Source organism: Novosphingobium sp. NPDC080210, assembly GCF_050281025.1.
Lineage (GTDB): Bacteria > Pseudomonadota > Alphaproteobacteria > Sphingomonadales > Sphingomonadaceae > Novosphingobium.
In genome coordinates, this window is record NZ_JBNNWL010000008.1 from 46,787 (window position 1) to 73,098 (window position 26,312).

27 protein-coding genes are annotated in these 26,312 nt (G+C 63.8%); 14 read left to right on the forward strand and 13 right to left on the reverse strand.

The genetic code is table 11. The features are described from left to right. Positions 1-48 precede the first annotated feature (48 nt). From maiA to ACQKOE_RS15635, 6 genes are all read right to left on the reverse strand, one after another. Positions 49-684 (reverse strand): maleylacetoacetate isomerase, encoded by a 636-nt coding sequence (gene maiA / locus ACQKOE_RS15610; protein WP_427513634.1) that lies wholly within the window; start codon positions 682-684, stop codon positions 49-51. Further along, positions 681-1,376 (reverse strand): fumarylacetoacetate hydrolase family protein, encoded by a 696-nt coding sequence (locus ACQKOE_RS15615; protein WP_427513635.1) that lies wholly within the window; start codon positions 1,374-1,376, stop codon positions 681-683. Before ACQKOE_RS15615 ends, maiA begins: the two co-directional genes overlap by 4 nt. After that, a complete protein-coding gene (gene gtdA, locus ACQKOE_RS15620) occupies positions 1,373-2,440 on the reverse strand; it encodes a gentisate 1,2-dioxygenase (protein WP_427513636.1) in 1,068 nt (355 codons plus the stop codon). The genes ACQKOE_RS15615 and gtdA overlap by 4 nt, the downstream gene beginning before the upstream one ends. Beyond that, the gene (locus ACQKOE_RS15625) at positions 2,433-3,653 is read right to left on the reverse strand and encodes a 3-hydroxybenzoate 6-monooxygenase (RefSeq protein WP_427513637.1); all 1,221 of its coding nucleotides are present in this window, start codon (positions 3,651-3,653) and stop codon (positions 2,433-2,435) included. The genes gtdA and ACQKOE_RS15625 overlap by 8 nt, the downstream gene beginning before the upstream one ends. A gap of 88 nt (positions 3,654-3,741) precedes the next feature. Next, the gene (locus ACQKOE_RS15630) at positions 3,742-4,173 is read right to left on the reverse strand and encodes a MarR family winged helix-turn-helix transcriptional regulator (protein WP_427513638.1); all 432 of its coding nucleotides are present in this window, start codon (positions 4,171-4,173) and stop codon (positions 3,742-3,744) included. A gap of 86 nt (positions 4,174-4,259) precedes the next feature. Next, a complete protein-coding gene (locus ACQKOE_RS15635) occupies positions 4,260-4,538 on the reverse strand; it encodes a hypothetical protein (protein WP_427513639.1) in 279 nt (92 codons plus the stop codon). An 89-nt stretch (positions 4,539-4,627) separates the two neighbouring features. On the opposite strand from ACQKOE_RS15635, the gene ACQKOE_RS15640 reads away from it, so the two are divergent. Then, positions 4,628-7,024 carry a TonB-dependent receptor gene (locus ACQKOE_RS15640; protein WP_427513640.1) on the forward strand — a complete coding sequence of 799 codons (2,397 nt, stop codon included), beginning with the start codon at positions 4,628-4,630 and terminating at the stop codon, positions 7,022-7,024. Between the two features lie 84 nt (positions 7,025-7,108). Continuing rightward, the gene (locus ACQKOE_RS15645) at positions 7,109-8,587 is read left to right on the forward strand and encodes an MmgE/PrpD family protein (protein ID WP_427513641.1); all 1,479 of its coding nucleotides are present in this window, start codon (positions 7,109-7,111) and stop codon (positions 8,585-8,587) included. Between the two features lie 8 nt (positions 8,588-8,595). Here ACQKOE_RS15645 and ACQKOE_RS15650 read toward each other — a convergent pair whose 3' ends face one another. Then, complete coding sequence (locus ACQKOE_RS15650; protein ID WP_427513642.1) at positions 8,596-9,168, reverse strand: nuclear transport factor 2 family protein; 573 nt, start codon at positions 9,166-9,168, stop codon at positions 8,596-8,598. Positions 9,169-9,188: 20 nt separating this feature from the next. Continuing rightward, entirely contained in the window at positions 9,189-9,860 is a 672-nt protein-coding gene (locus ACQKOE_RS15655) for a hypothetical protein (RefSeq protein ID WP_427513643.1), read from the reverse strand. A 282-nt stretch (positions 9,861-10,142) separates the two neighbouring features. On the opposite strand from ACQKOE_RS15655, the gene ACQKOE_RS15660 reads away from it, so the two are divergent. From ACQKOE_RS15660 to ACQKOE_RS15705, 10 genes are all read left to right on the forward strand, one after another. After that, on the forward strand, positions 10,143-10,574 hold the full coding sequence (locus ACQKOE_RS15660; RefSeq protein WP_427513644.1) for a hypothetical protein: 432 nt from the start codon (positions 10,143-10,145) through the stop codon (positions 10,572-10,574). 16 nt (positions 10,575-10,590) lie between these two features. After that, on the forward strand, positions 10,591-11,148 hold the full coding sequence (locus tag ACQKOE_RS15665; RefSeq protein WP_427513645.1) for a hypothetical protein: 558 nt from the start codon (positions 10,591-10,593) through the stop codon (positions 11,146-11,148). A 28-nt stretch (positions 11,149-11,176) separates the two neighbouring features. Then, entirely contained in the window at positions 11,177-11,653 is a 477-nt protein-coding gene (locus ACQKOE_RS15670) for a hypothetical protein (protein ID WP_427513646.1), read from the forward strand. Then, positions 11,653-11,844, forward strand: a complete 192-nt coding sequence (locus tag ACQKOE_RS15675) for a hypothetical protein (RefSeq protein WP_427513647.1) — start codon at positions 11,653-11,655, stop codon at positions 11,842-11,844. Before ACQKOE_RS15670 ends, ACQKOE_RS15675 begins: the two co-directional genes overlap by 1 nt. 1 nt (position 11,845) lies before the next feature. Further along, complete coding sequence (locus tag ACQKOE_RS15680) at positions 11,846-12,142, forward strand: hypothetical protein (RefSeq protein ID WP_427513648.1); 297 nt, start codon at positions 11,846-11,848, stop codon at positions 12,140-12,142. Between the two features lie 236 nt (positions 12,143-12,378). Continuing rightward, on the forward strand, positions 12,379-13,257 hold the full coding sequence (locus ACQKOE_RS15685; protein ID WP_427513649.1) for a VOC family protein: 879 nt from the start codon (positions 12,379-12,381) through the stop codon (positions 13,255-13,257). 80 nt (positions 13,258-13,337) lie between these two features. Beyond that, positions 13,338-14,555 (forward strand): acyl-CoA dehydrogenase family protein, encoded by a 1,218-nt coding sequence (locus tag ACQKOE_RS15690; RefSeq protein WP_427513650.1) that lies wholly within the window; start codon positions 13,338-13,340, stop codon positions 14,553-14,555. A 3-nt stretch (positions 14,556-14,558) separates the two neighbouring features. After that, positions 14,559-15,584, forward strand: coding sequence for a cupin domain-containing protein (locus ACQKOE_RS15695; protein WP_427513651.1), 1,026 nt, complete (start codon positions 14,559-14,561; stop codon positions 15,582-15,584). A 19-nt stretch (positions 15,585-15,603) separates the two neighbouring features. Then, on the forward strand, positions 15,604-16,491 hold the full coding sequence (locus tag ACQKOE_RS15700; protein WP_427513652.1) for a fumarylacetoacetate hydrolase family protein: 888 nt from the start codon (positions 15,604-15,606) through the stop codon (positions 16,489-16,491). Beyond that, a complete protein-coding gene (locus tag ACQKOE_RS15705) occupies positions 16,488-17,474 on the forward strand; it encodes an ABC transporter substrate-binding protein (RefSeq protein WP_427513653.1) in 987 nt (328 codons plus the stop codon). Before ACQKOE_RS15700 ends, ACQKOE_RS15705 begins: the two co-directional genes overlap by 4 nt. Positions 17,475-18,416: 942 nt before the next feature. Here ACQKOE_RS15705 and ACQKOE_RS15710 read toward each other — a convergent pair. The 5 genes from ACQKOE_RS15710 to ACQKOE_RS15730 form a co-directional block, all read right to left on the reverse strand. Then, positions 18,417-19,556 (reverse strand): CaiB/BaiF CoA transferase family protein, encoded by a 1,140-nt coding sequence (locus tag ACQKOE_RS15710; RefSeq protein ID WP_427513654.1) that lies wholly within the window; start codon positions 19,554-19,556, stop codon positions 18,417-18,419. Next, the gene (locus tag ACQKOE_RS15715) at positions 19,556-20,728 is read right to left on the reverse strand and encodes an acyl-CoA dehydrogenase family protein (RefSeq protein ID WP_427513655.1); all 1,173 of its coding nucleotides are present in this window, start codon (positions 20,726-20,728) and stop codon (positions 19,556-19,558) included. The genes ACQKOE_RS15710 and ACQKOE_RS15715 overlap by 1 nt, the downstream gene beginning before the upstream one ends. A 98-nt stretch (positions 20,729-20,826) precedes the next feature. After that, positions 20,827-22,002 (reverse strand): Rieske 2Fe-2S domain-containing protein, encoded by a 1,176-nt coding sequence (locus tag ACQKOE_RS15720; protein ID WP_427513656.1) that lies wholly within the window; start codon positions 22,000-22,002, stop codon positions 20,827-20,829. A gap of 26 nt (positions 22,003-22,028) precedes the next feature. Next, on the reverse strand, positions 22,029-22,955 hold the full coding sequence (locus tag ACQKOE_RS15725; protein WP_427513657.1) for an SDR family NAD(P)-dependent oxidoreductase: 927 nt from the start codon (positions 22,953-22,955) through the stop codon (positions 22,029-22,031). A gap of 139 nt (positions 22,956-23,094) precedes the next feature. Beyond that, entirely contained in the window at positions 23,095-24,405 is a 1,311-nt protein-coding gene (locus ACQKOE_RS15730; protein ID WP_427513658.1) for an MFS transporter, read from the reverse strand. 269 nt (positions 24,406-24,674) lie between these two features. On the opposite strand from ACQKOE_RS15730, the gene ACQKOE_RS15735 reads away from it, so the two are divergent. Together ACQKOE_RS15735 and ACQKOE_RS15740 are read left to right on the forward strand one after the other, a co-directional pair. Then, a complete protein-coding gene (locus tag ACQKOE_RS15735; RefSeq protein ID WP_427513659.1) occupies positions 24,675-25,517 on the forward strand; it encodes an alpha/beta fold hydrolase in 843 nt (280 codons plus the stop codon). A gap of 38 nt (positions 25,518-25,555) precedes the next feature. Beyond that, the gene (locus ACQKOE_RS15740) at positions 25,556-26,308 is read left to right on the forward strand and encodes a helix-turn-helix domain-containing protein (RefSeq protein ID WP_427513660.1); all 753 of its coding nucleotides are present in this window, start codon (positions 25,556-25,558) and stop codon (positions 26,306-26,308) included. Positions 26,309-26,312 lie beyond the last annotated feature (4 nt).

Here is a 26,312-nt window from a genome sequence, read left to right on the forward strand (position 1 = left end):
CGGGAGGCGATGCAATCGGCACCGCCTCCCGCCGAGAACTAGCGAACTCTAAGCCACAAAATCAGGCTGCTTGGCCGGGGCCGTTTCCGCAAAGGCAGGGTGGGCCAGGCAGTTGGCTTCGATCACGGCCAGCCGGTCCCATTCGATCGCCACGCCAAAGCGGCGGGCATTGGCCATTTGCGGGATCAGGCAGATGTCGGCCAGGGTGGGCGTATCGCCAAAGCAGAAGGGCGAATTTCCCTGCGGCAGCAGCGCGGCACAGGCGGCCAGGCCTTCGTGGTTCACTTGCCGCGCCCAGTCCTGCGAAGCCGCTTCGCTGCCGGTCAGCTCCGTGATGCTGTTCAGCACCTTCAGGTTCTGCAGCGGGTGCGTCTCGCAAGCGATGGCCATGGCGAAGGCGCGGATGCGGGCGCGTTCCAGCGCCGACTTGCCCAGCAGGTTCGGCTCCGGGACGGTCTCTTCCAGGTATTCGATGATCGCCAGCGACTGGGTCAGGACCACGCCGTCAATCTCAAGCGCGGGGACCAGCCCTTGCGGATTGAGCTTGAGGAAGCCGGGGCTGCGTTGCTCCCCGGCTCTCAACTTGTAGGCGGTCTGCTCGTACCCGATCCCCTTCAGCGCCAGCGCAATGCGGACTCGCCACGATGCGCTGGAGCGGAAGAAGCCGTGCAGGTGAACGCTCATTCCGCCGGCTGCCCGACCGTGATGGTGAGCGAGGACAGGCCTTCGATTTCCACGACCATCACGTCGCCCGGAACGACAGCGCCGACGCCTGCGGGGGTGCCGGTATAGATCAGGTCGCCCGCTTCCAGCTGGTACAGGCCGGAGAGGAATTCGATCAGCTTGTCGACCGGGGTGATCAGCTGCGACAGGTCGCCGCGCTGCTTTTCGACGCCGTTGACGGTCAGGGTAATCGCGCCCTTGGTAGCATCGCCCAGCGCCGACTTGGGGTGCAGCAGGCCCAGCGGCGAGGATTGCTCGACGTTCTTGCCGGCATCCCACGGACGCTGCTTGGACCGGGCTTCGGCCTGAAGGTCGCGGCGGGTCATGTCGAGCCCGGTGGCATAGCCCCAGACGTGATCCAGCGCCTCTTCGCGCGGGATGTTGCGGCCGGGCTTGTCGATCGCGACCACCAGTTCGGCTTCGAAGTGGAAGTTCGACGTGCCCTGCGGATAGGCGATGGTGGCACCGTCGTTCACGACGGTTTCGGCCCACTTGGTGAAGAAGAAGGGTGCTTCGGGATCGGCCTGCATGCCCATTTCCTTGGCGTGCTCCTCGTAATTGCGGCCGATGCAGAAGATGCGGCGCACGGGGAAGCCTTCGCCCGTCGTGGTCGGAGCGATGACAGGGGCGATCGGTTCAAACAGCAGTTTCATTCACAAAGCTCCCGATAAAGGCAGAGTTTTTCCTGGACCACGCGGTCGGTGTAGGCGAACAGGACCAGCTTGCTCTCCGCTTTCCAGCGGGTCGCGGCCCAGGTGGGGACGACGACCATGTCGCGCGGGGAAAGCTGATAGGTCTGGTCCCCGATTTCCACTTCGCCGGTCCCCTCGATCACGGTGAAGACCGCGCTTTCGGTGGAACGGCGGGTGCGGGTTTCAAAGCCCGCGGGCAGCAGGCGGACGTGGGCCGAAATGGTCGGCATCACGGCGCCGCCCGTGCTGGGGTTCAGGAACTCCAGCGCATGTCCGATATGCGGATCGGGCGCTTCGCTGGCGGCCAGGGCTTCAAGCGAGGCGGACCATTCCGCATAGGGATAGTGGAACAGCGGTTCGCGCGGCTGTTCGGCGCGGACCGAGCCGGCTTTCAGCGGGCGCAGGCCCCGGCCGAACTTGGCGCGGTTGCTGCCTGTCGGTTCGGTTTCCGGATGGCTCGGCTGGTCAAGGCGCTCGGCAAACTGGGCGTCCAGCGCGCGGATCGTGGGGATGTCGAGCCCGTCGAGCCAGATGATCGGGTTGTTCGAAGGATTGCCGTGATCGTGCCACCGCCAGTTGGGGGTAAGGATCAGGTCGAACTGCTTCATGAAGGCCTTTTCGCCGTCGACCGCCGTATAGGCCCCGTCGCCCTCCATGATGAAGCGCAGCGCGGACTGGCTGTGACGGTGGCAGGGCGCGATCTCGCCCGGCAGGACCAGTTGCAGGCCCGCATAGAGGCGCGGCGTGATCGCGGATTCGCCCGGAAGACCGGGGTTTTCCAGAATGACCACGCGGCGCTCGGCCTGTTCGGCGCTGATCAAGTCGCCCGCGCGCAGCAGATAGCCGCGCACGTCGTCATAGGCCCACTTGGCGGGCACGGCGCGGGTCTGCGGCTCTGGCGTGACGAGCGCGCTCAGCACTTCCCACAAGGGGTAGAGGTGCCGGGGCCGCATCTCGTCATAGAGCGTTTCCAGCTGCGCGCGCTGATCGTTGGCCAGCGGCGGATGGGGGTGATCCTCATGCATCGACAGTGCTCCGCTTGGCCGCCGAGGTGGCTGCAACCACGTCCTCCGCAGCGTACATCCAGTCCACCACATCATACCATTGCTCTGGCGTCTTGGCCTGCATGATCTGGTTGCGCAGCGCGGCGTGAGCGCCGTCCGGATGGTAGATATGGTTGCCCACTTCGCGGGCCTGCAACTGGACGCGCGCGGTGCGCAGGCGGCGGCGATCCTGATAGCGGCGCAGCGCGCCCGGCAGATCGTCCGGCGTCTTGCCGCATTCGACCGAGAGGATCACGGAATCCTCCATCGCCATGCAGGCACCCTGGGCGAGGTACTGCATCATCGGGTGAGCCGCATCGCCCAGCAGCGCGACATTGCCGTCGGTCCAGTTCATGATCGGTTCGCGGTCGCACAGCACCCACTTCTTCCAGTCCTGCCCGATCTTGATGATCTGCTGAGCGCGCGGGTGGATGTGTTCGAAACCCTGCATCACTTCTTCGTGGCTGACCGGAACGCCAGCGACCGGTTCAGGGGCATGGTTGTGATAGGTGACGACCAGGTTGAAGGTCTTCCAGCCCGAGAGCGGATAGTGCACCAGGTGGCACTTCGGCCCGGCCCACAGGGTTGCGGCGTTGAGGCGCAGCTCTTCCGGCATCTGGTCAAAGGGAATGACCGAGCGATAGGTGGTGTGGCCGGTCACGCGGGGCATACCGTCGCCCACCATCTGCTGGCGTACCTTGGACCACAGGCCGTCCGCCCCGATCAGGGCGCGGCCATGAATGTGCGAACCGTCAGCCAGGATGGCTTCTACCCCGCCATCGGTGTGCGCATAGGACACGACTTCGCTGTTGGTGCGCAGTTCGATCAGCGGATTGTTCTGGCAACCGCGCAGCATGACGCCGTGCAATTCGCCGCGGTGCACTACGGCATAGGGATTGCCGAACCGTTCGCGGAACGGCGCGTCGAGCGGGATCGAGCAGATCTCCTCGGCACTGATGGCATCCATCAGCAGCAACTTGTCGACATAGACCGCAGCGGCGCGCGCTTCCTCGCCAATGCCCAGGTAGTCGAAGGCGTGGAAGGCATTGGGGCCAAGCTGAATCCCGGCACCGATTTCACCCAGGACCGGAGAGCGTTCCAGGACCATCGAAGGGATGCCTTGCTGGGCAAGCCCCAGCGCAGCGGAAAGGCCCCCGATGCCGCCGCCCGATATTAGGACCAGATTGTCAGACATGCCCGCATCCTCTCGCGCTTGTTTGCTAGTGAGCGGCGCCTAGCAATTTAGTATGCATACAGTCAATTCGTCTTGCGCGGCATGTCCGTCAATCGGTTTGGCGGCCGATCACGGTCTTGATCAAGCGCAGGAAAGTCTCGCGATCTTCGGGGCTGAGCGGGGCCAGGATGCGCTCTTGCACCCGCTGTACCCGGGGCAGGCTGACGTCGAGCAGGGCCTTGCCGGCCGGAGTCGCGCGCATCACCTTGCTGCGCTTGTCCTCAGGGTTCACGACTCGCTGGATCAGGCCCTTCCGCTCCAGCCGGTCAACCACGCCGCCGATCGTGGCGCGGTCAAAATCTATGATTTCTGAAAGCCTTGTCGCATCGATGCCGGGGCTATCGACGATGGCGACCAGGGCCACCATCTGCACTGAGGTCAGCTCCGAATCGGCCAGCTCCTCGGTAAAATAGGCGGAGGACACTTGCTGGGCACGGCGGATGTAGTGCCCGGGCATTTGCAGGAAGAGGTCAGTCAGCATGGCCGGTGCATAGGCCGCGCGGGCGGCGATTGACAAGCGCTGGCTGGGCGCAGGGCATCAAAGCGCCGGGACTTCTCCCGATTTTATTAAGCTTGCATAACAGTTTTTGCGGACCTGGCCTGGTCGCGCGCTTGCTCGATGGCGGCAATCGCGCTTGTCCTTACTACGGACACGTTTACAGAAAGCACGCTCCAGAACCCGGTGTTTGGTTGACGCTCCCGGACCGCGTCCATAACCTTCAACGCCAAGTACAGGCTCGACATGTACTTTTTATGAATGCTGACGAAGTGAAGTCCGTCAAAACGGTCCGGTGCTAAGTCACCACCATAAAGGTGGGCGTCATTTTTTGAATTGATTGAGGTCAATTTCCAAACCTGGTTTGGAAAATGGGGAGGATACTATGAAGCGGGACATTCGCTATATTTCCAAATTGAGTGCAAGTTGCGCTGCGCTTGTGCTTGGTCTTACTGGTTTCGCTGCGCACGCAGAAGACGCCAGCGCTGCTGAAGAGCAGGACAACGGCGGCATTGCCGAAATCATCGTGACTGCCCAGCGTTCGGAAGCCAAGCTGCAAGACACTCCGCTGTCGATCGTCGCGGTCGGCGGTCCGGAGCTGGAGCGCCAGGGCACCGACAGCCTGAGCGGCTTCGACACCTTCATTCCCAACGTCACCATCGGCGGCACGGCGGCCCAGGGCAACGCGATCGTCAACGTCGCGATCCGCGGCATCGGTGGCGCGCCCCAGGGCTTCATCACCCAGGAAGGCGCTGTCGGCATCTATGTTGACGACATCCTGTTCGCCCGTCCGAACGGCGCTCTGCTCGAACTGCTCGACGTTGAGCGGATCGAAGTGCTGCGCGGTCCGCAGGGCACCCTGTTCGGCCGCAACACGGCTGGCGGGGCGATCCGCTATGTGACCAAGCAGCCCGCGGACAAGCTGGAAGGCTCGATCAAGGCAGTGGCCGGTTCGCGCGACCGCTTCGACATTTCGGGCATGCTGAACGTGCCGCTGTCGGATACGCTGGCCACCCGCTTCTCCTTCGCCAAGAAGAGCCGCGACGGTTACATTCACCGCATCATCGACGATACCTATGTCGGCGGCGGCGATTCCACCACCATGCGCGGCCAGGTCAGCTGGAAGCCGACCGATCGTCTTGACGTCAACGTCTCGGCCGACCTGATCCGCACCAGCGACAATGGCCAGCCCAGCCTGTCGACCGACTTCTCGCCGACCGACCTTTACCCTGCCGCGCTTTACGGCAGCAGCGCAGCGGCGCTTTCGATGCGCGCCACGGCCCCGGCCTCGGTTTCGCGTTCGGGCTATACCAATGCGGCGACCGACTTTGCCTATTACTACGACCAGATCGTGGGCAAGTACGAGATCTACGGCGGCCTGATGCCGGACGTGAACAAGTTCAAGAGCTATGGCCTGACCGGCACGATCGCTTACGAACTGACCGACAACCTGACCGTCAAGTCGCTGACCGGTTACCGCGACATCGCCCAGATCCAGAACCAGGACTGGGACCGCACCCCGCTGCCCCTGGTCCAGCTGAACGACACCACCGACATCGAGTACCTGACCCAGGAACTCCAGCTGAACGGCTCGTTCTTCGACAACAAGCTGAAGATGGTTGCCGGTGCATTCTATTACTGGGATGACTCGCTGAACGAACGCCGCCGCTTTGACCCCTCGGCTGGTGCGAACAGCGCCTTCAAGGGCGATACCGGCAAGGGCAGCTTTGAAAGCAAGCACATCAAGACCGAGGCCATTGCCCTGTTTACCCAAGGCACCCTGGCGGTCACCGATGCGCTGAGCGTCACGGCTGGCGTGCGCTGGGGCGAGGACAAGAAGGACTTCACCTCGTTCCGCGAAGGCCGCGGCCAGGTCTGCGTCAGCAATGGCACGGTCGTTGCGGCCACCGGCACCCCGCCCGCTTGCCCCGCCGGTTCGGTTTCGACCATTTCGCCCCAGTCGGTCAGCGGCAAGTGGTCGAGCGTTTCGCCGCGCTTCGCCCTCGATTATCGCTGGTCGCCGGAAGTGATGACCTACATCTCGGCAGCCAAGGGCTACAAGGGTGGCGGCTTCAACGACGGTATCCAGACCCGTTGCTACACCTCGATCTTGCCGAACTGCGGCCTGAACGAATACCTGCCGGAAAACCTGTGGACCTATGAAGCCGGTATCCGCAGCGACCTGTTCGACCGCCGCGTGCGCCTGAACGTCACGGCCTTCCTGACCAAGTACAAGGATCAGCAGATCCAGCTGGCCGACCCGGGCCCGCCGCCGCTGGTCTACACCGTCAACGGCGACTCCACCGTGAAGGGCTTCGAAGCCGAATTCCTGGCCAGCCCGATCGAGAACCTGATGCTCAAGGCCAGCCTTGGCTATGTCGATGCCGGTTATGACAAGGACATCAAGGGCGCCAGCGGCGCGGTTGCGGTCACTCCGGCGGTTCCGTTCTATCGCAGCCCGAAGTGGTCCTACACCCTGGGCGCCAGCTACTCGGTGCCGGTGAACGAAGCAGGCGAAGTCGCCTTCGACGTGAACTGGGGCTGGAAGGACAAGCAGGTCAGCTATCCCAGCCCGACCAACTACGTCGTGCTGCCGTCCTATGGCATTCTCAATGGCCGCATCAGCTTTAACGCGGCGGCTGGCTGGAGCCTGGCAGTGTTCGGCAACAACCTGACCAACAAGTACTACCTGACCGGCGGTTTCGATCCGAGCGGTCCGGCCACCAAGCCGGTTCCGGGCCTGACCGGCGTGGCGCACGACCGCGTCTTCGGCTTCACTATGCTCGACGTGGGCCGCCCGCGCGAGTTCGGTGTGGAACTGTCCTACAAGTTCTGATCGGACGCGTTCAGGTACTGACCAAAGGGGGTGCGGCGTCCGGCGGGCGTCGCACCTTTTTTGTATCGAGAGGGAAATAGCGGAATGTTGAACCGGCGCCTGTTTATCGGCTCGGCCCTGGCCAGCGGCAGTTTTGCCCTGCCGTTTTCACGCGGGCTTGCGGCAGGGCAGAGCGACGCCATTGTCCCGCTGGTCCGGCATATGCTGGGCACGACTTATCAGGCCCTGCCCGAAGCGGCGCTGCGCATGACGCGGGCGCAATTGTTCGACACGGCAGGGATCGCGCTGGCGGCGCGGCATGAGGCCGGGGTGCGCGAACTGCGCCAACTCGGCACGGTTACCGGCGGGAAGGGCGAGAGCGCCGTCTGGGGCAGCAAGCTGCGCCTGCCTGCGCACGAAGCGGCGCGGATCAACGCGGTCATGGTCCACGCGCTGGAGTTCGACGATACCTTCGGGCGCGGCTTCCTGCACCCTTCGGCCATTGTCTATCCGGCAGCGCTGGCGGCGGCGGACCTGGTCGGCAAGGTCAGCGGGCAGGAGTTTCTGGCGGCAACGACCCTGGCCAACGACATTGCCTGCCGCCTGTCGATTGCCGGGCAACCCGGGGTCGATGGCTTTGCCATTGGCTGGCACAATACCACGCTGATCGGCTATCTCTCCTCCGCGCTGGTTGCCGGACGCCTGATGGGCCTGACCGAAGCACAGCTGGTGGGCGCCGCCGGGATCGCTGCCCATCAGGCGGCGGGCAACGCGCAGTCCCACGTCGATTCCGCCCTGACCAAGCGGCTGGGGCCGGGCTTCGCCTCGTCCGCTGGCGTCCTGGCGGCGCGGCTGGCGCAGATGGGGCTGAGCGGCCCGCGCGGCGTGCTGGAAGGGGTGAAGGGCTGGTTCAGCCAATATCACAAGGGCATCTATTCGCGCGACATGCTGCTGGGCGGGCTGGGGCAGGACTATCCGGCGGTGGAAACGGCGTTCAAGCCTTGGCCATCCTGCCGTGGGTCGCACACCTCGGCCGACGCCGCCTTGCAGCTGATCGCACGGCATCAGCTGACCCCGGAGCAGATCGAACGGATCGAAATCCGCAACGGTCCGGCAGAGTGGCCTTTCCTCAGCAATCCGATCGAGGCCAAGCGGCGGCCCCGGAACGTGGTGGAGGCCCAGTTCAGCATCCCCTGGGTGGTCGCTGCGGCCTTTACCGACGGGCGGGTGCGCATTGCCCAGTTCACCGCGCAAGCGCTGGAGCGCGCCGACATTCAGGCCATGGCCGCGCGGGTGACCGCGGTGCAGGATAACAGCCTCGCCAATCCGGCAGGCGGGCCGGGGCAGGCGGCAATCGTGGTGACCACGAAAGACGGCCGCCGCCTGGAAAGTCACGTCGCCGCTGCCAAGGGAGAGCCGCAGACGCCGATGAGCGCCGAGGAAGTCCAGCACAAGTTCGACGATTGCTTGGAATATGGCGGGTTCAGCCGCGCCCACGGCAACCGCCTGCGCGGCGTGCTGGCGGAAATCGACAGGCTGGACGACGTGTCCCGCCTGTCACGCCTGCTGGGTCAAGAGGGCTGAGTGGGGTTTCAACCCTGGCCCAGGCCGTCCCATGGTAGCGGTTTTTTCCATGGCACCTGGTTGCGGTCCCAGGTCGAAATGCTGAAGCGGCGGAACTGCCACTGGCCCGCCGAACGGACGCATTCGCAGGTGAAATAGCCCAGGCTGCGGACGCCCTTGGTGGCCTTTTCGGTGTTGGCGTTGAAATGCGTGGCATAAGCATAGACCACGCAGGCCTTGCCCTGGGGCACGAAGTGGAACTGGCCCGCCTCGTGCATCCAGATATCGTCGCCCTCCTTTTCGCGCATGGCGATCAGGTAGCGGAACCAGCCGAGGATTTCCTCGCGCCCACGGTAGAGCTTGCCGCGCCCGACAACGAGCGCATCCGGTGCAAAGAGGCTCAGGAACTCCGCCTCGTCCGAGCAGTCATAGGCCCACAGGTAACGGGTGAAGAGGTCCTCGATCCCCGCCCGGTCGGCCAGGGTGAAGCGGGCCGGACGCGCTGCGGCCAGGCCCGGCGCGGCGGTGGCCGCCGCAGCCAGGGCCAGCCCGCCCAGGGCGAGCTGGCGGCGGGAGAGATCAAGGGTGCGATCATCAGACATGGTTTGGGTTCCTTGCAGGGTCAGGCGCGCGCGGCGCGGCCATAGGTCAGGCGGTATGCGCCCAGCATGCCGATGAAGGCCAGCAACGGCGGCAGCCAGTCGCGCGGCGGCAGGCGGCGGTCCACCGAACCCATGAACCACGATGCGGCCATGACAGCGGCCATGAACAGGGCGAAGAAGATCCAGATCGGCAGTCCGCCCAATGCACCGGCGCGCTCCTGCGCCGGGGCTGGAGGAGTGGCCGCCGCGCCGGGTTCCTCCCACAGCCAGGCGGGCTGGTTCTTCATCTTCAGCATCGAACGGTAATAGCCGCCATAACCAAGCAGGACCACGCCGTTGATCAGCAGTTCCTGCACGCCGGTGTAGTAATGCCGGGGGGCAATCGCGCCTTCGACTGCGATGTTGAGGTAGGCGATCATCACCGTGATCGGGAATTCCATCACCGCCGCTGCGGGCGTGAAGCGGTTGGTGAGGGCGAGCAAGCCCAGGAAGAACTCGACATATTTGACCAGCGGGTAAAGCCCGATCTGGTCAAGGTGGACCATGAACTGGCCGACCGGCGAATTCGGGTTGGACATGGCCGAGGGCACCCAGCCGAAGAAGATATAGGCCGCGCCCGAATAGAGCAGGTGTGCGGCGAACAAGAGCCGGAAGAACGTGACGAATTGCCACTGGAATGCCCGCGATGTCATGTCGATGCCCTCTCCATAATAGCCCGCTGATCGGGTCTGGCTTCAGCCAAACAGGCTGGACAAGGCGGCGCGCCGCGCAAAGCGCAAAGGCGAAATCGTCCAGTAAACGGACAGCAATCTGGCGGGAGGCGATGGATTTGTGCCACGCTCAACCTGTCCGGCTTTCGGGCAGGGCTGGACATGTCCGTTTATTCGTAAGTGTGCATAGTGCTAGTCCTTCAGCGCAAGAACCAGACGAATGACCGGCGACATGTTCCGGACAGGGCTGGAGGAGGGGAGAGAATGACGGTCAGCAGAGCCAGTCTCAAGCTGTTGTCGATCGTGATCGGTCTGCTGTTCACGGCAGCGGTCTATCAGACCATGCACAACAATCCGCGCTGGGATTGGACCGCGCCGGGCGTGGGCAAGTTGCCGCGCGAAATCGTGACCGACTACATGCGGCTTGCCTATGACAAGGGGCAGGGCGGCACGGCTGCAAAGGGTTACTTTGCCAAGGATGCCAAGGACAATGCCGCAGCCGCGCAGGACCGCATCGATGGCGCGCCGATCCCGCATGAGGTGCGCTCGGTCATCGGCCAGGGCATGACTGTGATCGTGGTCCACCGCATCGCCGCCGCACGGGGCGAGCCGCAGCAGGACGTGATCGACCAGTTCGAGATCAAGGACGGCCGCATCGCCCGACGCGATCGCTATGTCACCCGGTTTGACCAGTAAGCCGGTGGAGGATGCAATGACCCAAACCGCAACCGAAAGCCGCACTGACGGCAAGGTCACGATCGAACTCAACGCGGGCACGCTGTGGACGGCAGCGGTCACCCTGCTGCGCCTGTTCCTGGGCGCCTGGATGGTCAACAGCGGCTATAGCTATTGGGCGCAGATCTATGGCCTGCCGCCTGCGTTCCCGCAGCCGCTGGGCACTCTGCCGCTGTCGAACCAGATGCTGGTGACGATGATCGAAGTCGGCCTGTTCGACTTTGTGAAGACGGTCGAGATCATCGGCGGCCTGTGCCTGATCTTCGGCGTCTTCGTGCCTGCTGCGACCCTGTTGCTGCTGCCGGTTTCAGCCATCGTGTTCTACAATGCGGTGTTCCTGAACCTGCGCACCGACCGGCTGTTCAGCCCGACCTACATGGGCGTGTCGTGCCTTTACATCAACGTGATCGTGGCCCTGGCCTATATCCGTCATTACCTGCCGATGCTGTCCCTGCGGTCGAGCCCCGGCAGCCTGCGCGAGCTTTCGCGGCTTCCGGAAATCTTTGCCCGTAACACCACCAATCCCAAGGGCTGATTGCCCGGGCTGGGGAGGAGAACCCATCATGACCAACGACCGGTCAAGCTATTACATCGTTACCTGGCTCCGCCTGTTCTTTGGCGCGCACCTGCTGTTTTCGGGCGGCCGCTTCATCCTGACCGGCTACATGCCGGCAATCCCCGGCGTCGGGGGTGAATGGGCCGATGCGAATGCTGCCATCGGGCTTTATCAGGCGGTCAAGTACATGGAGTTCGTCTTTGGCGTCATGTTGCTGACCAACCGCTTCGTGCTGCTGGCCCTGATCCTGGAAATGCCGGCCTCGGTGAACATCTTCTACCTGAACACATTCGTGGTCGCCACGCCGCGCCAGCTGTTCACCGGCCCGCAGGAGCTGTTCCTCAACGGCGTGCTGCTGCTCGCCTATGCCGGATACCTGGGCGCCGCGATCAAGCCCCGGCTTGAGCCGCTGTGGCTGTGGGATGCCAAGCGCGCCTACCGCGACAACTATGCCGAACAGATCCGCGTCGAGGGAGAGCAGTGATGCGCAAGAGTGAACGGACCGCCATTATCGTCTGCATCATCCTGAGCCTTGCCGTCTTCGTCGGATCGACCGGGCTGGGCTACGCGGTTTACCGCCCGCTGCGGTACTATGACATCTTCTCGCTGGTGATCTCGTGGATCGGCCTGGCGTTTTACCTGTGGCGTGACCGCCGCAATGCTTCGGGGAAGTAGGATGAAGGCACTCTATCTGGCTCTGCCGGCTGCGCTGGCTCTCGTTTCGTGCAAGGGCGGCGATCTGCCGCCCGAAAACCGCTGCGCGATGTACTGGGACTATTACTACAACACCGGCCTCGGCAAGGAACTGCCTGAACGAAAGAATGCCGAAGGAGTCGATTGGGCCGACATCCGCGCCATCGTAACCGCCGATCCTTCGAACAAGACCGAGGTCTGCCAGAAGATCCTGAACGATGCCTTCCCGGGCGATGCGGCCCTGGCCCAGGTGAAGGGTCCGATCCCGGCGGCCCAGTAATCAACACCTGCTCAGCTGAGCCTGTCGATGGGTTCCGGTTCCCGCGAACCGGCTTCGACAAGTTCAGCCTGAGCGGCGTGCGGTGTCCGGCGTTGTAGAGCGGTCGCCAAACCAGGTTTCACGCGCTTCGCTGCGGAAGAACGCAAATTTTTCCGCACGCAGCATTTTTCACTTTTCTAGAACGACGTCTCTAGAGTATTAATTCCGCAGGGAGAGCAGACGCAATGATTCGTTCCATGGCATATCTTGGGTTGGTGACTCCCGCTGTGGCAGAATGGCGCACTTTCGGTTCCGAGATCCTGGGCCTCCAGTTGATCGAGGAAGGGGAGGGCGGCGTCGCTCGTTTCCGCATGGACGAGGCGGACTGCCGCCTCTGGGTCCATCCCGGTGAAAAGAACGACATCGGCTATATCGGCTGGCAGCTGACCGGCGAGAAGGAAGCCCGCGAACTGGGTGAGGCGGTTGCCGCCGCCGGTTCTGCGATCACGCGCGCCACTCCGGAAGAGGCCTCCGCGCGCTGCGTTGCCGGTTACTACTGGTTCACCGATCCGGCCGGTTTCCGCCACGAACTCTCCTGGGGACAGTACGTCACCCCCAACTCGTTTCTGCCCGGCTGGGCGATGAGCGGGTTCAGGACCGGCGAACAGGGCATGGGCCACATCGTCCTGCTGGTTCCCGATCTGCCCGCGGCTGACAAGTTCTACCGCGAGGTCATGGGCTTTCACCAGTCGGACTGCATCCGCGACGGCGCCCGCGCGCTCCATTTCTATCACTGCAACGGCCGCCACCACTCGCTCGCCATCGGTTCGCCGGGGCCGGGCGTGCGCGGCGCGCATCACATCATGCTCGAAGTCAACTCGCTGCACGATGTGGGCAAGGCCGTCGATCGCTGCGAGCTGCTGGACGTTCCGGTCAGCAAGTCGATCGGCTGCCACACCAATGACCGGATGGTCTCGACCTACATCTTCTCGCCCTCTGTCCTGCGCGTCGAATACGGCTTTGGCGGGGTGGAGATCGACGATCTGTGGGAGCCGAAGACCTATTCGCGCACCTCGATCTGGGGACACAAGGAGCTGCGGCCCGACCTGCCCCCGGCGATGATTATCGAAAGCTGATTTAACCGCCCGGCGCGTCCCCGCACCGGACATTGCAAACAAATGCCGGAATCCGGTGCAGAACCTGAAGGGAGATCAACATGCAGGTCACCAAAATTGTCGAAGCGCCTCAGCACGACGTGTCTTCGGTTGCGGACGTTCGCGCCAAGCTTGAAGCGGCCATGCCGATCCTCGCCGCCGAGGCGGAGGCGAGCGAGCAACTGGGCAAGCTGACCGAGAAGACCTACGAAATCCTGAAAGACAGCGGTATCATGCGCATCTTCCAGCCCAAGGAATACAGCGGGCTGGAAGGCGATCCGGTGGAATTCGCCCGCCTGATCATGGATCTTGCGTCGAACGCACCCTCGGCCGCCTGGGTCTGCGGGGTTGTCGGGCTGCACTCGTTCGAATTCGCCCAGACCGACCCGCGCTTGCAGGAAGAAGTCTGGGGCAAGGACCACAACGTCTGGACCGCCTCGCCCTATGCGATGCTGGGCAAGGCCACCAGGGTCGAAGGCGGCTGGCGCCTGACCGGTCGCTGGCCGTTCTCGTCCGGCACCGACTATTGCGACTGGGCCGTGGTTGGCGGCATGGCCGAATCCGAACCGGGCTCGGGCGAATTCACCGAACCGCACCACTTCATCATGCCGCGCAGCGACTATGAAATCCATCATGACAGCTGGGACACGATGGGCCTGCGTGGCACAGGTTCGAAGGATATCGAGGCCAAGGACATCTTTGTTCCCGACTACCGCGTGCTGAACGTGCAAAAGCTGAACGACCGCGATTACCACAAGGCCAACCGCCCGGATTCGAAGGTCTATGAAGTGCCCTTCGACTATCTGTTCCCCGGCGTCATTTCGGCCTCGACCATCGGCATCGCCCAGGGCGTGGTCGAACGGTACAAGGAATATGCGGCAGAGCGCGTCAACCGCGGCGGGATCAAGTCGGTCGACAATCCCTACCAGATGGCAGCGCTGGGTGCGGCCATGGCCGATATCGAAGCCTCGCGCCTGCAACTGCTCGACGGGTTGGCCCAGGCGCGTGACATTGCCATGGCTGGCGGCACCGTGCCGCGCGCCTTGCAGCACCAGGCCCGCCGCAACCAGGTCCGCGCCGTGCGCCGTGCAGCCGAAGCGGCCCGCACCGTGTTCGACACGGTCGGCGGCAACGTGGCCCGCATGTCGAACCCGATCCAGCGGTTCTACCGCGACCTTTCGGTGGCGCTGTGCCATGCCTGCAACGTGGACGAGCCGGTCTATGCAGCTCAGGCTGCCTTCATGTTCGGCAAGCCCGTTCCGCGCGGCGTGATCGTCTGAGCCATGGCGGAGCAGGCCGGCGCCGCGTCTGACGCGATCGACAACGAAGTGCTGGAACAGTGGCGCGCGCACAACCTCGCGCCACTGTGGCTCAGCCCGACTGCGCACAAGCCGCCTGCTCCACCGCAGGAAGCCCACCTGTGGGAATGGACCACGACCCGGCCCTTGCTGGAAAAGGCCTTCAGCGCCACTTCGCCCGAAGTGGTCGAGCGCCGGGTGCTGCAATACCTGACGCCCTATGCCCAGCGTCCCGAGGACGAGTACACCGTCGGCACCATGCTCGCCTGCGTGCAGTGCCTGCTGCCGGGTGAAACGGCGCGGCCGCACCGCCATTCGATGGGCGCGCTGCGGTTCGTGCTGGAAGGCAGCGGAGCGACGACGCTGGTCAATGGCAAGCCGTGTCCGATGGAATATGGCGACCTGATCCTCACACCGGCCTGGTGCTGGCACGAACACCGCCACGATGGCGACGCGCCGGTGCTGTGGCTCGACGCGCTCGACGTGCCGCTCCACGGCTATCTTGGCACCGGGCGCTTCCAGCCGCCGCCAGTGATGGACATGCCCGAAACGCTGCCCGACGCGGCGCTGTCGGCAGTCGGCTTCCTGCCCGCCGAGGGCCTGCCCGAAGCCAGCCACTCGCCGGTCTTCCGCTATCCCTATGCCGAGGCGAAGAAGGCCTTGGCCAGCACGCCCGCTGCTGGGGACGGCTCGCGGACCATCCGCTACAGCAATCCCGTCACCGGCGGTAATGCCCAGGCCTTGCTGGAATGCACCATGATGGCGCTGGAGCAGGGCCGCGAAACCACCCGCCGCCGCAGCAATGCCAGCACGGTCTGCGTGGTCGTGGCCGGATCGGGGCGCTCGCGCATCGGCGACAAGGTGCTGGAGTGGAACGAGAAGGACTGCTTCACCATCCCGCAGCACAATTTCGCCAGCCACGAGGCGCTGAGCGCAGAGGCCCACCTGTTCATGCTGTCCGACCGGGACGTCATGCGCCGTCTGGGTGTCCTCACCGAAGAAACCGCCTGAACAGGACGGCAAAAAGAACATGAAGATTGCAATTTACGATGATGGCAAGCTGGGCCTGGTCCAGGACGGCATGGTTTACGATGTCAGCGCCGCCCTGTCTGTCCTGCCGGTGTCTGACCAGCCGTGGCTGGCCGCGCGTGGCGACTTGCTGATTGCTAACCTTGAACAGTTGCGCCCCGCGATCCTGGCCGCCTTGCCCGGCGCGGCGGCCAAGCCGGTGGGCGCTGCCCGGTTTCTCTCCCCGGTGCAGCGCCCGTCGAAGATCATCGGCGTGCCGGTCAATTACCACGAGCACGTGGCCGAGGCGGAAGCCGACGTCGCCACTTTCTCCGACCGGTTCCGCGGCAGCATCGAACAGCAGGGCTTCTTCCTGAAAGCGGTCAGCGCGCTGGTCGGTCCGGGCGAGGGGATCACCCTGCGTTTCCCCGACCGCCGCAACGATCACGAAATGGAGCTGGGCGTGGTCATCGGCCGCGAAGCCAGCAACATCGGCGTGGATGAAGCGCTGTCGATCATCGCCGGCTATGCCATCGCGCTCGACATGGTGGTGCGCGGACCGGAAGACCGCTCGCTCCGCAAGTCGGGTGACAGCTATGCCGTGCTGGGTCCGTGGCTGGTCACGGCGGACGAGGTTGCCGATCCCGAGACGCTGGATTTCTTCCTCAAGGTCAATGGCGAGACGCGGCAGGAATCCAACACCTCGCGCATGATCATGAAGCTGGCCGAGCAGATTTCCTATGCCTCGCGCTTCTACACCCTGCTGCCGGGCGACATCATCATGACCGGCACCTGCGAAGGCGTCGGCCCGGTCACGCCGGGCGACACGATCACCTGCGCGATCGAAGGGATTGCCGACATGACCGTGGCGATCCACCCCGCCTATGCCGATCAAAGGATCCTCAAGTGAGCAAGTTGCAACTGTCCGTCGCGGTCGGAAACTATGACCGCTGCCGGCCGCTGTTCGATGGCGATGTGCAGATCGACGGGGTCGATCCGGTCTTCATGAAGCTGTCGCCGGAAGAGATCTTCTTCCGCGCGTTCCGTCAGGCCGAATTCGACATCTGCGAACTGTCGCTGTCCTCATCGACCGTGAAGGCGGCCAACGGCACCTTGCCCTATGTCGGCGTACCGGCCTTCCTGTCGCGGATGTTCCGCCACTCGGCCTTCTACGTGCGCAAGGACCGGATCAAGCGGCCCGAAGACCTGAAGGGCAAGAAGGTTGGCCTGCCCGAATACCAGCTGACCGCGATGGTCTGGATCCGCGCGTTCCTGGAACAGGACTACGGCGTTTCGCCCGAAGACATCACCTGGGTGCGCGGCGGCATTTCCGATGCGGACCGCCCGGAAAAGATCAAGCTGGACCTGCCCTCCAACATCCGCCTGATCGATGCGCCTGCGGGCAAGACGATCTCGCAGATGCTGGCCGATGGAGAAATCGACGGCTACATCGCGCCGCGCGCCCCGGACGTTCCGGCCGGCACGCCGAACGTCGGCTGGCTGTTCGACGATCCGATGGTCGAGGCGATTTCGTACTACAAGCGCCGCCAGATATTTCCGATCATGCACATTGTCGGCGTGCGCCGCAGCATTGCCGACCAGCATCCCTGGCTGCCGGGTGCCGTGCTGAAGGCCTTTACCGAGGCCAAGGACCTGTGCCTGGAGCGCCTGCGCGAAACATCGGCCTGCAAGATCACCATGCCCTTCGTCGATGAACGGCTCCACGCCGACATGGCGCTGATGGGCGAGGATTTCTGGACCTATGGCATCGAAAAGAACCGCCACGTGCTGGAAGACTTCTTCACGCAGCACCACCGCCAGGGCCTCTCCTCGCGGCTGGTGACGCCGGAAGACCTGTTCCATCCGGCGACGTTCGAGCAGTTCACGATCTGAGGTTCGCGTTGCACTAAATCGTCACCCCGGCGTAGGCCGGGGCCTAGTCCAAACAGGAAGCGCCGCAAAGCGGCCCAGTTTCCCCTTTGGGTCTGGGCCCCGGCCTACGCCGGGGTGACGGGTGGGGCGTCGCTCACCTGAGCGGCTTTCCCATTCTCCGTTCGTCCTGAGGAGGTGCTGAAGCCGCAGGCAGAAGCGCCGTCTCGAAGGACTGCGCTTGCGCGCTGTGGTTCGAGACGGCCCCTCAACCTCCGGTTTCGGTGCCTCCTCACCACGAACGGCTTTGGGGTTAACTCGTCATGGCGAGGAGCGTGGCGACGAAGCAATCCAGGGCGGCAGGGGGTGTGTATTCCTTCCAGCACTGCGCTTCCGGCTGGCTCGGAATGGTTCACGCAGAGGCGCAGAGGAAAAAGGAGGCGCGAAGAGATCGCTCTTGCGGCTCTGCCGCTTTTTATTCCTTGGTCCGGGCAGAAACACCGGCAAAGTAAAGCGCGCCTGCGGCGGCAAAGCTCCGCGCCTCCCTTTCTTCTCTGCGTCTCTGCGTGAACAGGCTGGCCAACCCGGCTTCGACAAGCTCAGCCTGAGCGGGGGAGGGTACTTCAGTCCCTTATAAAACCCGCTCACCCTGAGCCTGTCGAAGGGTGTTGTCTCTGCGCGAGCCAAGTTGGCCAAACGGGGTTCGACAGGCTCAGCCTGAGCGGGGGTGGGGGCAATTTCCTACGCTGGCGCGGTCTGGTAAAGTCGCGCCTGCTCTTTGCAATCGTCGGTTTCCCAGGCTCGTCCCGTGCGTGAAAAACCACGCGCGTGAGCAGAGGTTTTATATTCCGGGGATGCACAGCCGCGCGTGGAACAGCCCAAATATCCAGCAATTCCGCCATTCGCGCCTGTTGGAAGAAGTGGACACAGTGTCAACTGTGTCAACTTCCGCGCACGGCGCGCAGGTCAGTTCTGGAAGCCGAACTCCGCTGCGATTGCCTCCGCATCGGCGTTCAGGACCGGGGGCGGGGGCGGATTGTCGCGGCGCTGTCCGTTGAGGCGGATCGGGCTCTTGATGCCGATAACTTCGCCCATCGTGGGATGCTCGGTGCGGACGAAAGTGCCCATGTGGCGCACCTGCGGGTCGTCCGCCACTTCGTCGACGCGGTTGACCGGCGCGCCCGGAACGCCCTCTGCCGCCAGCGCCGTGACCCATTCGTCGCGGTTGCGGGTGGCGAATACGTCCATCAGGATCTGGCGCAGCTCCGGGTAGTTCCTGGTCCGCGCAGCCGGCGTGGCAAAGCGTTCGTCGCTGGCGAGGTCCGCGCGGTTGATGACTTTCAGCAGGCCTTCCCAAAACTTCTGCACGGAAGAGAAGTGGACCGTGACCAGCAGCCCGTCTTTCGCCCGCAGGGTATAGGCCTGCGAGATGCGGACGCGGGTTTCCGGGCCGGAGACGATCCCGGCACGGCTGTACTGCGCGAAGGCATCGGGCATGAACGAGATTGCGGCTTCCAGCATGTTGACCTCGACATGGCCGCCCTGTCCGTCGCGGGTGCGGCGCAGCAGGGCGCCCAGGATGCCCTGGACCGCATACATGCCGGTGATGTTGTCGGCGATGGTCGGGCCGGACATGCGCGGGTCCTCGGGATCGAGAATCAGCGAGGACAGGCCGGACAGGGCCAGCGGCACCGAGTCATAGGACGGGCGGTCCTTGTAGGGTCCATCCTGCCCGAACCCGGTGATCGAGGCGCGGACCAGACGCGGGTTCAGCGCGCGAAGGGTGGCATTGTCCAGCCCCATCTTCTCCATCACGCCGGGCCGGAAGTTCTCCAGCACCACGTCGGCGCGTTCCAGCAGGCGCTTCAGGTTGGCAAGGCCTTCGGGGGAGCGCAGGTCAAGCTGCACGCTTTCCTTGCCGCGGTTGTAGGCGACGAAGGGCGGGCTGTAGCGCCCGCCACCGTGGGCGCGGAAGGGATCGCCGGTTTCCGGCAGTTCCACCTTGATCACCCGCGCGCCCATGTCGGACAGCATCATGCCGGCCAGCGGCGCTGTCACCATGGTGCCCAGTTCGAGAACCAGTTGTCCGGCAAGGACGTCGTGCATTACAGCCCCGCGTTTTTCAGGATCGAGCGTGCCATGGTCGTTTTCAGCACCTCGGTCGGGCCTTCGGTAATACGGAAGCTGCGCAGGTCGCGCCAGTAGCGTTCCAGCGGGGTTTCGCGGGTCAGACCCATGCCGCCGTGCAGCTGGAGGCAATCGTCGATCACCTTGAAGCCGTTTTCGACGCCGGTCACCTTGGCCATGAAGGTTTCGACGCGGGCGTCCATGCCCAGGTCCAGCTTGGCGGCGGCATCGTGGACCATCAGGCGGGTGGCATGGAGCCGCATGTAGCCATCGGCCACCATCCACTGCACGCCCTGGCGTTCGGACAGGGCCGCGCCAAAGGTCTTGCGCTGCTTCACATAGGCGGCGGTCATTTCCAGGCAGCGGGCCATCGCCCCGCACGAATGGGCGCCGTGGCGGATGCGGCCATGGTTCAGGAATTTCTGCGCCAGGGCAAAGCCCTTGCCTTCCTCGCCGATCAGGTTTTCGGCCGGGATTTCGGCGTCCTCAAGGATGATCTCGTAAGGGGTGTCGCCCATCATGGTCATTTCCGCCGGGCCGATCTTCACGCCCGGCGTCTTCATGTCGACGATGAAGCAGGAAATGCCGCCACGCGCGCCCTTTTCCGGGTCGGTCACAGCCATGACCTGCGCGAAGTCGGCGGTCGCGGCCTTGGTGATGTAGCGCTTGGTGCCGTTGATCTTCCAGCCATTGCCGCTGCGGACCGCGCGGGTGCGCATCGAGGCCGGGTCGGAACCGGCGTCAGGCTCGGTCTGGGCAAAGCAGGCCTTCAGCTCGCCGCGCAGGACGGGCATCAGGTAGCGTTCGCGCATCTCGCCCTGCAGGCCCAGCAGGATCGGGCCGACCGTTGGGCCGAAGATCCCATGGTCGCGTGCCGAAACGGCGGTAGTGCGCGCGATCTCTTCCCAGAAGATGGCCAGGGGCAGCAGGCCCAGGTCCGCGCCGCCCAGCTCTGCCGGGACTTCCATCAGCCAGAAACCGGCGGCCTTGGCCTTGGCCGCGACTTCGGCTTCGACTTCAGGAGGCAGCTTGCCGTCGATCGTCACCTTCTTTTCCAGCGGCCGCAGTTCGCGATCAACGAAGCGGCGGATGGAATCCCGGAACGCGATCAGCTCTTCCGGCAGGTTATGGTCGGGCATGGTTTCGTACATGGCGGCAACTCTCTGGGTTTCATCATGCCAGTGCCCCGGCGAAGGGGAGGCGCAGGGGCTGCGCCTGCCTCACCGGGGCATGACTGGCCGGTTCTGGGTCAGGAAACGGCTTCGTTCACCTGCTTGGGCATCTCGGTTTCGTGGACCAGGCGCTTCCACGCCTTGCCGGGCTGGCCCTGCTCGATCGCTTCCATTTCGCGCCAGTAGATGCGGCGCAGAGTGACGATGCCCATGTCCGAACGGCCCAGCTTTTCCTGCGAGCGGTCAACGATGGTGCCCTGGCCAACGGCAGCGACATAGTCCTGCGCCGAGGTCAGCTGGACCAGCTTGTCGTCCGGCATCTTGTTCTCGAAGAACAGCTCGTCGTGGTGATCCGCCGGGTTGTATTCGGAATACTTCTCGAAATACTCGCGGATGCGGGCGTCGGTTTCCGGGGTGGTCGACGGGATCGAGTAGATCAGGAAACGCATGGTGTTCTCATCGTCCACCGGCGTCATCCACACGCCCACGTCAACCCACGGATCGTCCGGCTCCAGCGTCGGGTGCGAGACGTGGTTGTTGTTGGGGAAGGTCCAGTCGGACACGCGCTTGGACCCGGCGGAGCGCACGGCGGTCTGGCGGATGCCTGCGTCGGTTTCCTCATAGGACAGTTCCGGGATCGACGAGTTCACGACCTTGCCGAACGAACCCACGGTGCCCCAGTGGTGGACGAAGCTGACGTGCACTGCGTCCATCGAGTTTTCGACCTGCTGCAGCCAGTTGCACGGCCAGGTTTCCAGGCGAGCAAATTGCAGCGCGCCGGGGCGTTCGAACACCGACTTGCGCGGCAGCGAGAATTCCGGTGCCTCGCCTTCGCCCATGTAGGCAAAGATCAGGCCGGCATATTCGTGGGTCGGATAGCTGGCCACGCGGATCGGCGGGGCCTTGGTATCGGGCTCTGCCGGGCGGTGGGTGCACTGGCCAGCGCCGTTGAACTGCCAGCCGTGATAGATGCAGCGGATCTCGTCACCGTCGATCCAGCCATTGGCCAGCAGGGTCAGGCGGTGGGGACAGTAGCCGCCGACCAGATAGACCTTGCCGCTTTCGCCGCGATACAGGGTCAACGTCTCGCCCATGACCTTGATGGTCTTGGCCTTGCTGGTTTCCAGCGAAGCGGACAGGCCGACCGGTTGCCAGAAGGAGCGCAGCAGCTTGCCCATCGTGGTATCTGCACCCGTCAGGTGGAGCTGGCGCAGGCGCTCTTTCATCGGAACCGAAGTCTTGGCATCGCTCATAGTCATTCCTCCTGCCTAATCGAGCCTTACCGGGTGGCGTCCGCAGGCGGTGCAGGGATCAGTTTCTCCTGCCGCTCGCCATAGCGGGTCACATAGGTTTGCTCTGCGAAATCCTTGATGTTGACGCCGGTATGATCCCCCGGAGTCCAGGTGGGATACTTGTGGCGCAGGCCGGCATCGACCGGGATGTCGATCCCGGTGATGATCTCGGCCTCGTCCGATGCCAGGAACACCGTGGCCCAGGCGAGGTCGGACGCGCGGGGGAAGCGCTGCAAGGGCAGCATCTTCAGGTAGTCGTCGCGCGAATAGAAGCCCATGTTGTCGGTCGGGCGCTTCCACTCCGGATTGAGCACTTCCTCGCGCATCAGGGTCCAGAGCTGGTGCTCCATGGCGCAGGGGGTAACCGTGTTCACGCGGATGCCGTAATGGGCCAGGTCCAGCGCCGCCGAGCGCGCAAAGCTGAGCAGCGCGGCCTTGGACGAGGTATAGGCCGCGCCGGTCGCCTCGCCAAAGTGGGCAGCGGTGGACAGCAGGTGGATGATCGATCCGCCATGACCGCCCGCGATCATTGCCTTGGCAACGTACTTGGTGGTCAGCAGGCCGGCGGTCGGGAAGCTGAGCAGCGAATCCTTCCAGTCGTCCATGTCCATGTCGAGCAGGTGCGACCAGTGCACCCGTCCCGCCATGTTGACCGCCACGTCGACCCGGCCATAGGTTTCGACAGTAAAGTCGACGATCCTGCGGACGTCTTCTTCAACAGTGGCATTGCCCTGGGTGGCCGTCGCTTCGAAACCCTTGGCGCGGATAAAGTCCACCGTTTCCTGGGCGGCTGAAAGGCTGATGTCCGATACGACTACCTTCGCGCCTTCACGCGCCAGGAAGTAGGCGGTGGTGCCGCCGATATTCGGGCCTGCGCCAAATACAATTGCAACTTTATTGGCGAGCCTGTTCATTATGCCTCTCGAAAATGTGCGGGCTTCGAATCGAAGTCATGTCCGCTTTGTGCGCATTCTGTTTGTGCAATTCGGAGCGGTGCCGATAGAGCCGCGGCTGAGCCGTCCGTAGACTGGACAGAGCGCCGCGGCCCTTCGGTCAATTGCCGGCAGATGCGGGCTTTTCCTCGTCCGTGGTGACCGCCAGGGTCTTCTGGAAGCTTTCCTGTGAGGTCATGAAGGCGATGGCCGAAACCACGCAGAGGACGATGAAGAACACGCCGACCATCGTCGGATCGCTGCCGCCGCCGCGCATCAGCAGCCAGGTGGCAACCAGCGGAGCGAAACCGGCGCTGATCGTGGAGCTGACCTGAAAGGTCACAGCCATGCCGCTGTAGCGGATATCGGCGGCAAACTTCTCGCCCAGCCAGGCGCTCAAGGGGCCGCCCATCATGGCGTGGATCACTGGATTGGCGAGGGCAAGGCCAGCGAACAGCGCCAGCTTGCTGCCCGAACTGATCAGTTCGAAGATCGGGAAGATCAGCGCCATGCCGGCAATGGCACCCGCCAGCATGACCGGCTTGCGGCCGACGCGGTCGGACAGGATGGCGAAGGCCGGAATGGCGAAGATGTGGATCACGTTCACCAGGGTCAGCATGCCAAGCGCGGTCGATTGCGCATGGCCGCCGACGTTGATCGCGAAGTTGATCATGAAGGTGGCGGTAAGGGTGGTCATGGCCAGGCAGGCGAGGCTGCCGATCACGCCGTTGACCAGGGTACGGGGATAACGACGGAACACGACCAGCAACGGGATATCGCGCTTCGGCTGCGCCTTGCGGGCTTCCATCATTGCCAGGAAGTCAGGCGTTTCTTCAACCGAGCTGCGCAGATAGGCCGCAATCACGACCAGGATCGCACTAAGCAGGAACGGCACGCGCCAGCCCCAGCTGAGGAAGGCTTCCTGCTCCATCGCTGCGAAGGGCATCAGGGCTAGCGTGGCCATGACCGCCCCGGAAGGAGCGCCCGAGCCGACGATCGAGGCAGCGAAACCGCGCGATTTCTTGCCCGCGTGCTCCATCGAAAGCAGGGTGGCTCCGGCCCATTCGCCGCCCACGGCAAAGCCCTGGACCAGGCGCAGCACGATCAGGGCCATCGGCGCGGCCATGCCGATGGTGTGATAGGTTGGCAGCAGGCCCATGGCGAAGCTGGCAAGCCCCATCATGTAGAGCGTGATCATCAGCATCTTCTTGCGTCCGATCCGGTCGCCCCAGTGGCCGAACATGATCGCCCCGGCGGGCCGCGCAACATAGCCGACAGCCAGCGTGGCAAAGGAGGCGAGGGTCGCAACCTTGGGGTCCAGCGCGAAGAAGATCTTCGGAAATACCAGCGTGGCAGCAATGCCATAGAGCAGGAAGTCGTAATACTCGATCGCGGAGCCGAGATAACTCGACCACATCGCGCGCCGACGCATTACCGCTGCATTGGCTGGTTCAGCCTGACTGGCCATTCTCCCGGGTCCCTTCCTGATCTGCTCGTCGCGCCCGAGGGGCTGCCGACAAATTTTATTGAACTTGCATTCTGGAAACTGCTATCGTCTTTGCACGTTCTACGGTCGTTGTCACCCGAATCCGGGCTTCAGCGCCTCTCTCGCGGAGGCCAAATGACGCACCAGCGGCTTCTTGAGCGAGAAAAATCAGTTTCCCGTCCGTGGATCGGACAATCAACCGGGAGGGTATTAGAATGGCGGAGCTTACTCAGGCAAACACCAGCAAGCGGGTGAAGACCAAGAACTGGGACGTTCACTATAACGAGGCGGGCGAAGGGTTTCCGCTGGTCCTGGTTCACGGTGGCGGTCCGGGCGCATCGGGCTGGAGCAATTACAACCCGAACATTCCGTACCTGTCGCAGTATTTCCGCGTGATCGCGATCGACCTGCCGGGTTGGGGCCAGTCGCAGCCGGTGGCCTATGAAGACCGTGACAATTCCGGCGTTCTGGCCGAATTCCTGGAAACGCTGGGCATTGCGAAGGCGGCCGTGGTGGGCAACTCGATGGGCGGGGCTTCGGTCATTCGCCTGGCTTATGAGCGCCCCGACCTGGTCTCGCACCTGATCACCATGGGTTCGCCCTCGGGTGTCCCCGGCCTGTTCGAAGCTGGCGGCCTGACCGAAGGGGTCAAGGTGCTGGAGCGCGCCTATTTCGAACCGAGCATGGAAACGGTCCGCGCCCTGACCGAGATCATGACCTTCGATCACTCGAACATCACGGACGAGCTGGTTGCCGAGCGCCTCAAGAACACGCTGGCCCAGAAGGCGCATGTCGACAACTGGATCGGCGGCCATGGCAAGGGGCCGATGGTGCGGCTCAACCAGGAAAAGATCCCGACGATCACCGCGCCGACCCTGCTGATGCATGGCCGCGATGACCGCGTGACCACCTTTGCCCATGCCATCCGGCTGGCCGGCATGATCCGCAATTCGCGGGCCGTGATCGTCAACCGCTGCGGCCACTGGCTGCAACTGGAACACGCCAACGAATTCAATTCGACGGTTCGCCGGTTCCTTGAGGATAATCCGGCTTCCTAAAATACAGTTCCGGTAACGGCCGGGGGAGGGTTCAGGACATGGCCATTGATGGACGCCTGCTGACGGTAATCAGGGCGATCAACGAACTGGGAATATGCACGGTGGTCGATCTGCATCGCGCCACCGGCATCTCCCGGCCGGCGGTGCACCGCATTGTCGATAGCCTCTGTGCATTCGGCTATGTCGAGCGGGTCAACGGGCACAGTTCCGTTCGCCTGACGTCAGAGATCCTGGCCCTCAGCTCTGGCTACAAACCGGAAAACCGGATGGCCGAACGCGCGATGCCGGTTCTGGAGGAACTCCAGACCCGCATCCGCTGGCCCCATACCTTCGCTACGCCGGAAGGTGACATGATGGTCATCCAGGCGACCACCCGGCAGCACAACCCGTTCGTGTTCGACCGAGGGCGCACCGGCATGAAGCTGCCGTTCCTGACCACCGCCATCGGCTGTGTCTATCTCTCGCATTGTAGCGAGGAGGAGCGCGAGGCGATCTTCACCCGGCTCAAGGCGCATTCGGGCGACGGGATGGACGACATGTTTGACGAAGTCCTTGCCAATGCGCGGCACCGGATTGCGAATGCGGCGGAGAAGGGCTTTGCCTTGCGCGCCGGAGGCGAGCCGGAGCGGACGACGACGCTGGCCGTGCCGGTGATCGTCTATTCCACCGCAGTCGGCGCGCTGTGCACGACCTTCCCGACCTCAGCGATTGCGGTGGACGAGGCCTGTTCCAAATATATCCCGGAACTGCGCCGCGCCGCCACCGACCTCGCCAAATTGTGCGAGAGCTGAGCCC

Coding starts and splice junctions, on each gene's coding strand:
- maiA (WP_427513634.1), bottom strand. CDS start 684: ATGAGCGTTCACCTGCACGGCTTCTTCCGCTCCAGCGCATCGTGGCGA.
- ACQKOE_RS15615 (WP_427513635.1), bottom strand. CDS start 1,376: ATGAAACTGCTGTTTGAACCGATCGCCCCTGTCATCGCTCCGACCACG.
- gtdA (WP_427513636.1), bottom strand. CDS start 2,440: ATGCATGAGGATCACCCCCATCCGCCGCTGGCCAACGATCAGCGCGCG.
- ACQKOE_RS15625 (WP_427513637.1), bottom strand. CDS start 3,653: ATGTCTGACAATCTGGTCCTAATATCGGGCGGCGGCATCGGGGGCCTT.
- ACQKOE_RS15630 (WP_427513638.1), bottom strand. CDS start 4,173: ATGCTGACTGACCTCTTCCTGCAAATGCCCGGGCACTACATCCGCCGT.
- ACQKOE_RS15645 (WP_427513641.1), top strand. CDS start 7,109: ATGTTGAACCGGCGCCTGTTTATCGGCTCGGCCCTGGCCAGCGGCAGT.
- ACQKOE_RS15650 (WP_427513642.1), bottom strand. CDS start 9,168: ATGTCTGATGATCGCACCCTTGATCTCTCCCGCCGCCAGCTCGCCCTG.
- ACQKOE_RS15655 (WP_427513643.1), bottom strand. CDS start 9,860: ATGACATCGCGGGCATTCCAGTGGCAATTCGTCACGTTCTTCCGGCTC.
- ACQKOE_RS15660 (WP_427513644.1), top strand. CDS start 10,143: ATGACGGTCAGCAGAGCCAGTCTCAAGCTGTTGTCGATCGTGATCGGT.
- ACQKOE_RS15665 (WP_427513645.1), top strand. CDS start 10,591: ATGACCCAAACCGCAACCGAAAGCCGCACTGACGGCAAGGTCACGATC.
- ACQKOE_RS15670 (WP_427513646.1), top strand. CDS start 11,177: ATGACCAACGACCGGTCAAGCTATTACATCGTTACCTGGCTCCGCCTG.
- ACQKOE_RS15675 (WP_427513647.1), top strand. CDS start 11,653: ATGCGCAAGAGTGAACGGACCGCCATTATCGTCTGCATCATCCTGAGC.
- ACQKOE_RS15680 (WP_427513648.1), top strand. CDS start 11,846: ATGAAGGCACTCTATCTGGCTCTGCCGGCTGCGCTGGCTCTCGTTTCG.
- ACQKOE_RS15685 (WP_427513649.1), top strand. CDS start 12,379: ATGGCATATCTTGGGTTGGTGACTCCCGCTGTGGCAGAATGGCGCACT.
- ACQKOE_RS15690 (WP_427513650.1), top strand. CDS start 13,338: ATGCAGGTCACCAAAATTGTCGAAGCGCCTCAGCACGACGTGTCTTCG.
- ACQKOE_RS15695 (WP_427513651.1), top strand. CDS start 14,559: ATGGCGGAGCAGGCCGGCGCCGCGTCTGACGCGATCGACAACGAAGTG.
- ACQKOE_RS15700 (WP_427513652.1), top strand. CDS start 15,604: ATGAAGATTGCAATTTACGATGATGGCAAGCTGGGCCTGGTCCAGGAC.
- ACQKOE_RS15710 (WP_427513654.1), bottom strand. CDS start 19,556: ATGCACGACGTCCTTGCCGGACAACTGGTTCTCGAACTGGGCACCATG.
- ACQKOE_RS15715 (WP_427513655.1), bottom strand. CDS start 20,728: ATGTACGAAACCATGCCCGACCATAACCTGCCGGAAGAGCTGATCGCG.
- ACQKOE_RS15720 (WP_427513656.1), bottom strand. CDS start 22,002: ATGAGCGATGCCAAGACTTCGGTTCCGATGAAAGAGCGCCTGCGCCAG.
- ACQKOE_RS15725 (WP_427513657.1), bottom strand. CDS start 22,955: ATGAACAGGCTCGCCAATAAAGTTGCAATTGTATTTGGCGCAGGCCCG.
- ACQKOE_RS15730 (WP_427513658.1), bottom strand. CDS start 24,405: ATGCGTCGGCGCGCGATGTGGTCGAGTTATCTCGGCTCCGCGATCGAG.
- ACQKOE_RS15735 (WP_427513659.1), top strand. CDS start 24,675: ATGGCGGAGCTTACTCAGGCAAACACCAGCAAGCGGGTGAAGACCAAG.
- ACQKOE_RS15740 (WP_427513660.1), top strand. CDS start 25,556: ATGGCCATTGATGGACGCCTGCTGACGGTAATCAGGGCGATCAACGAA.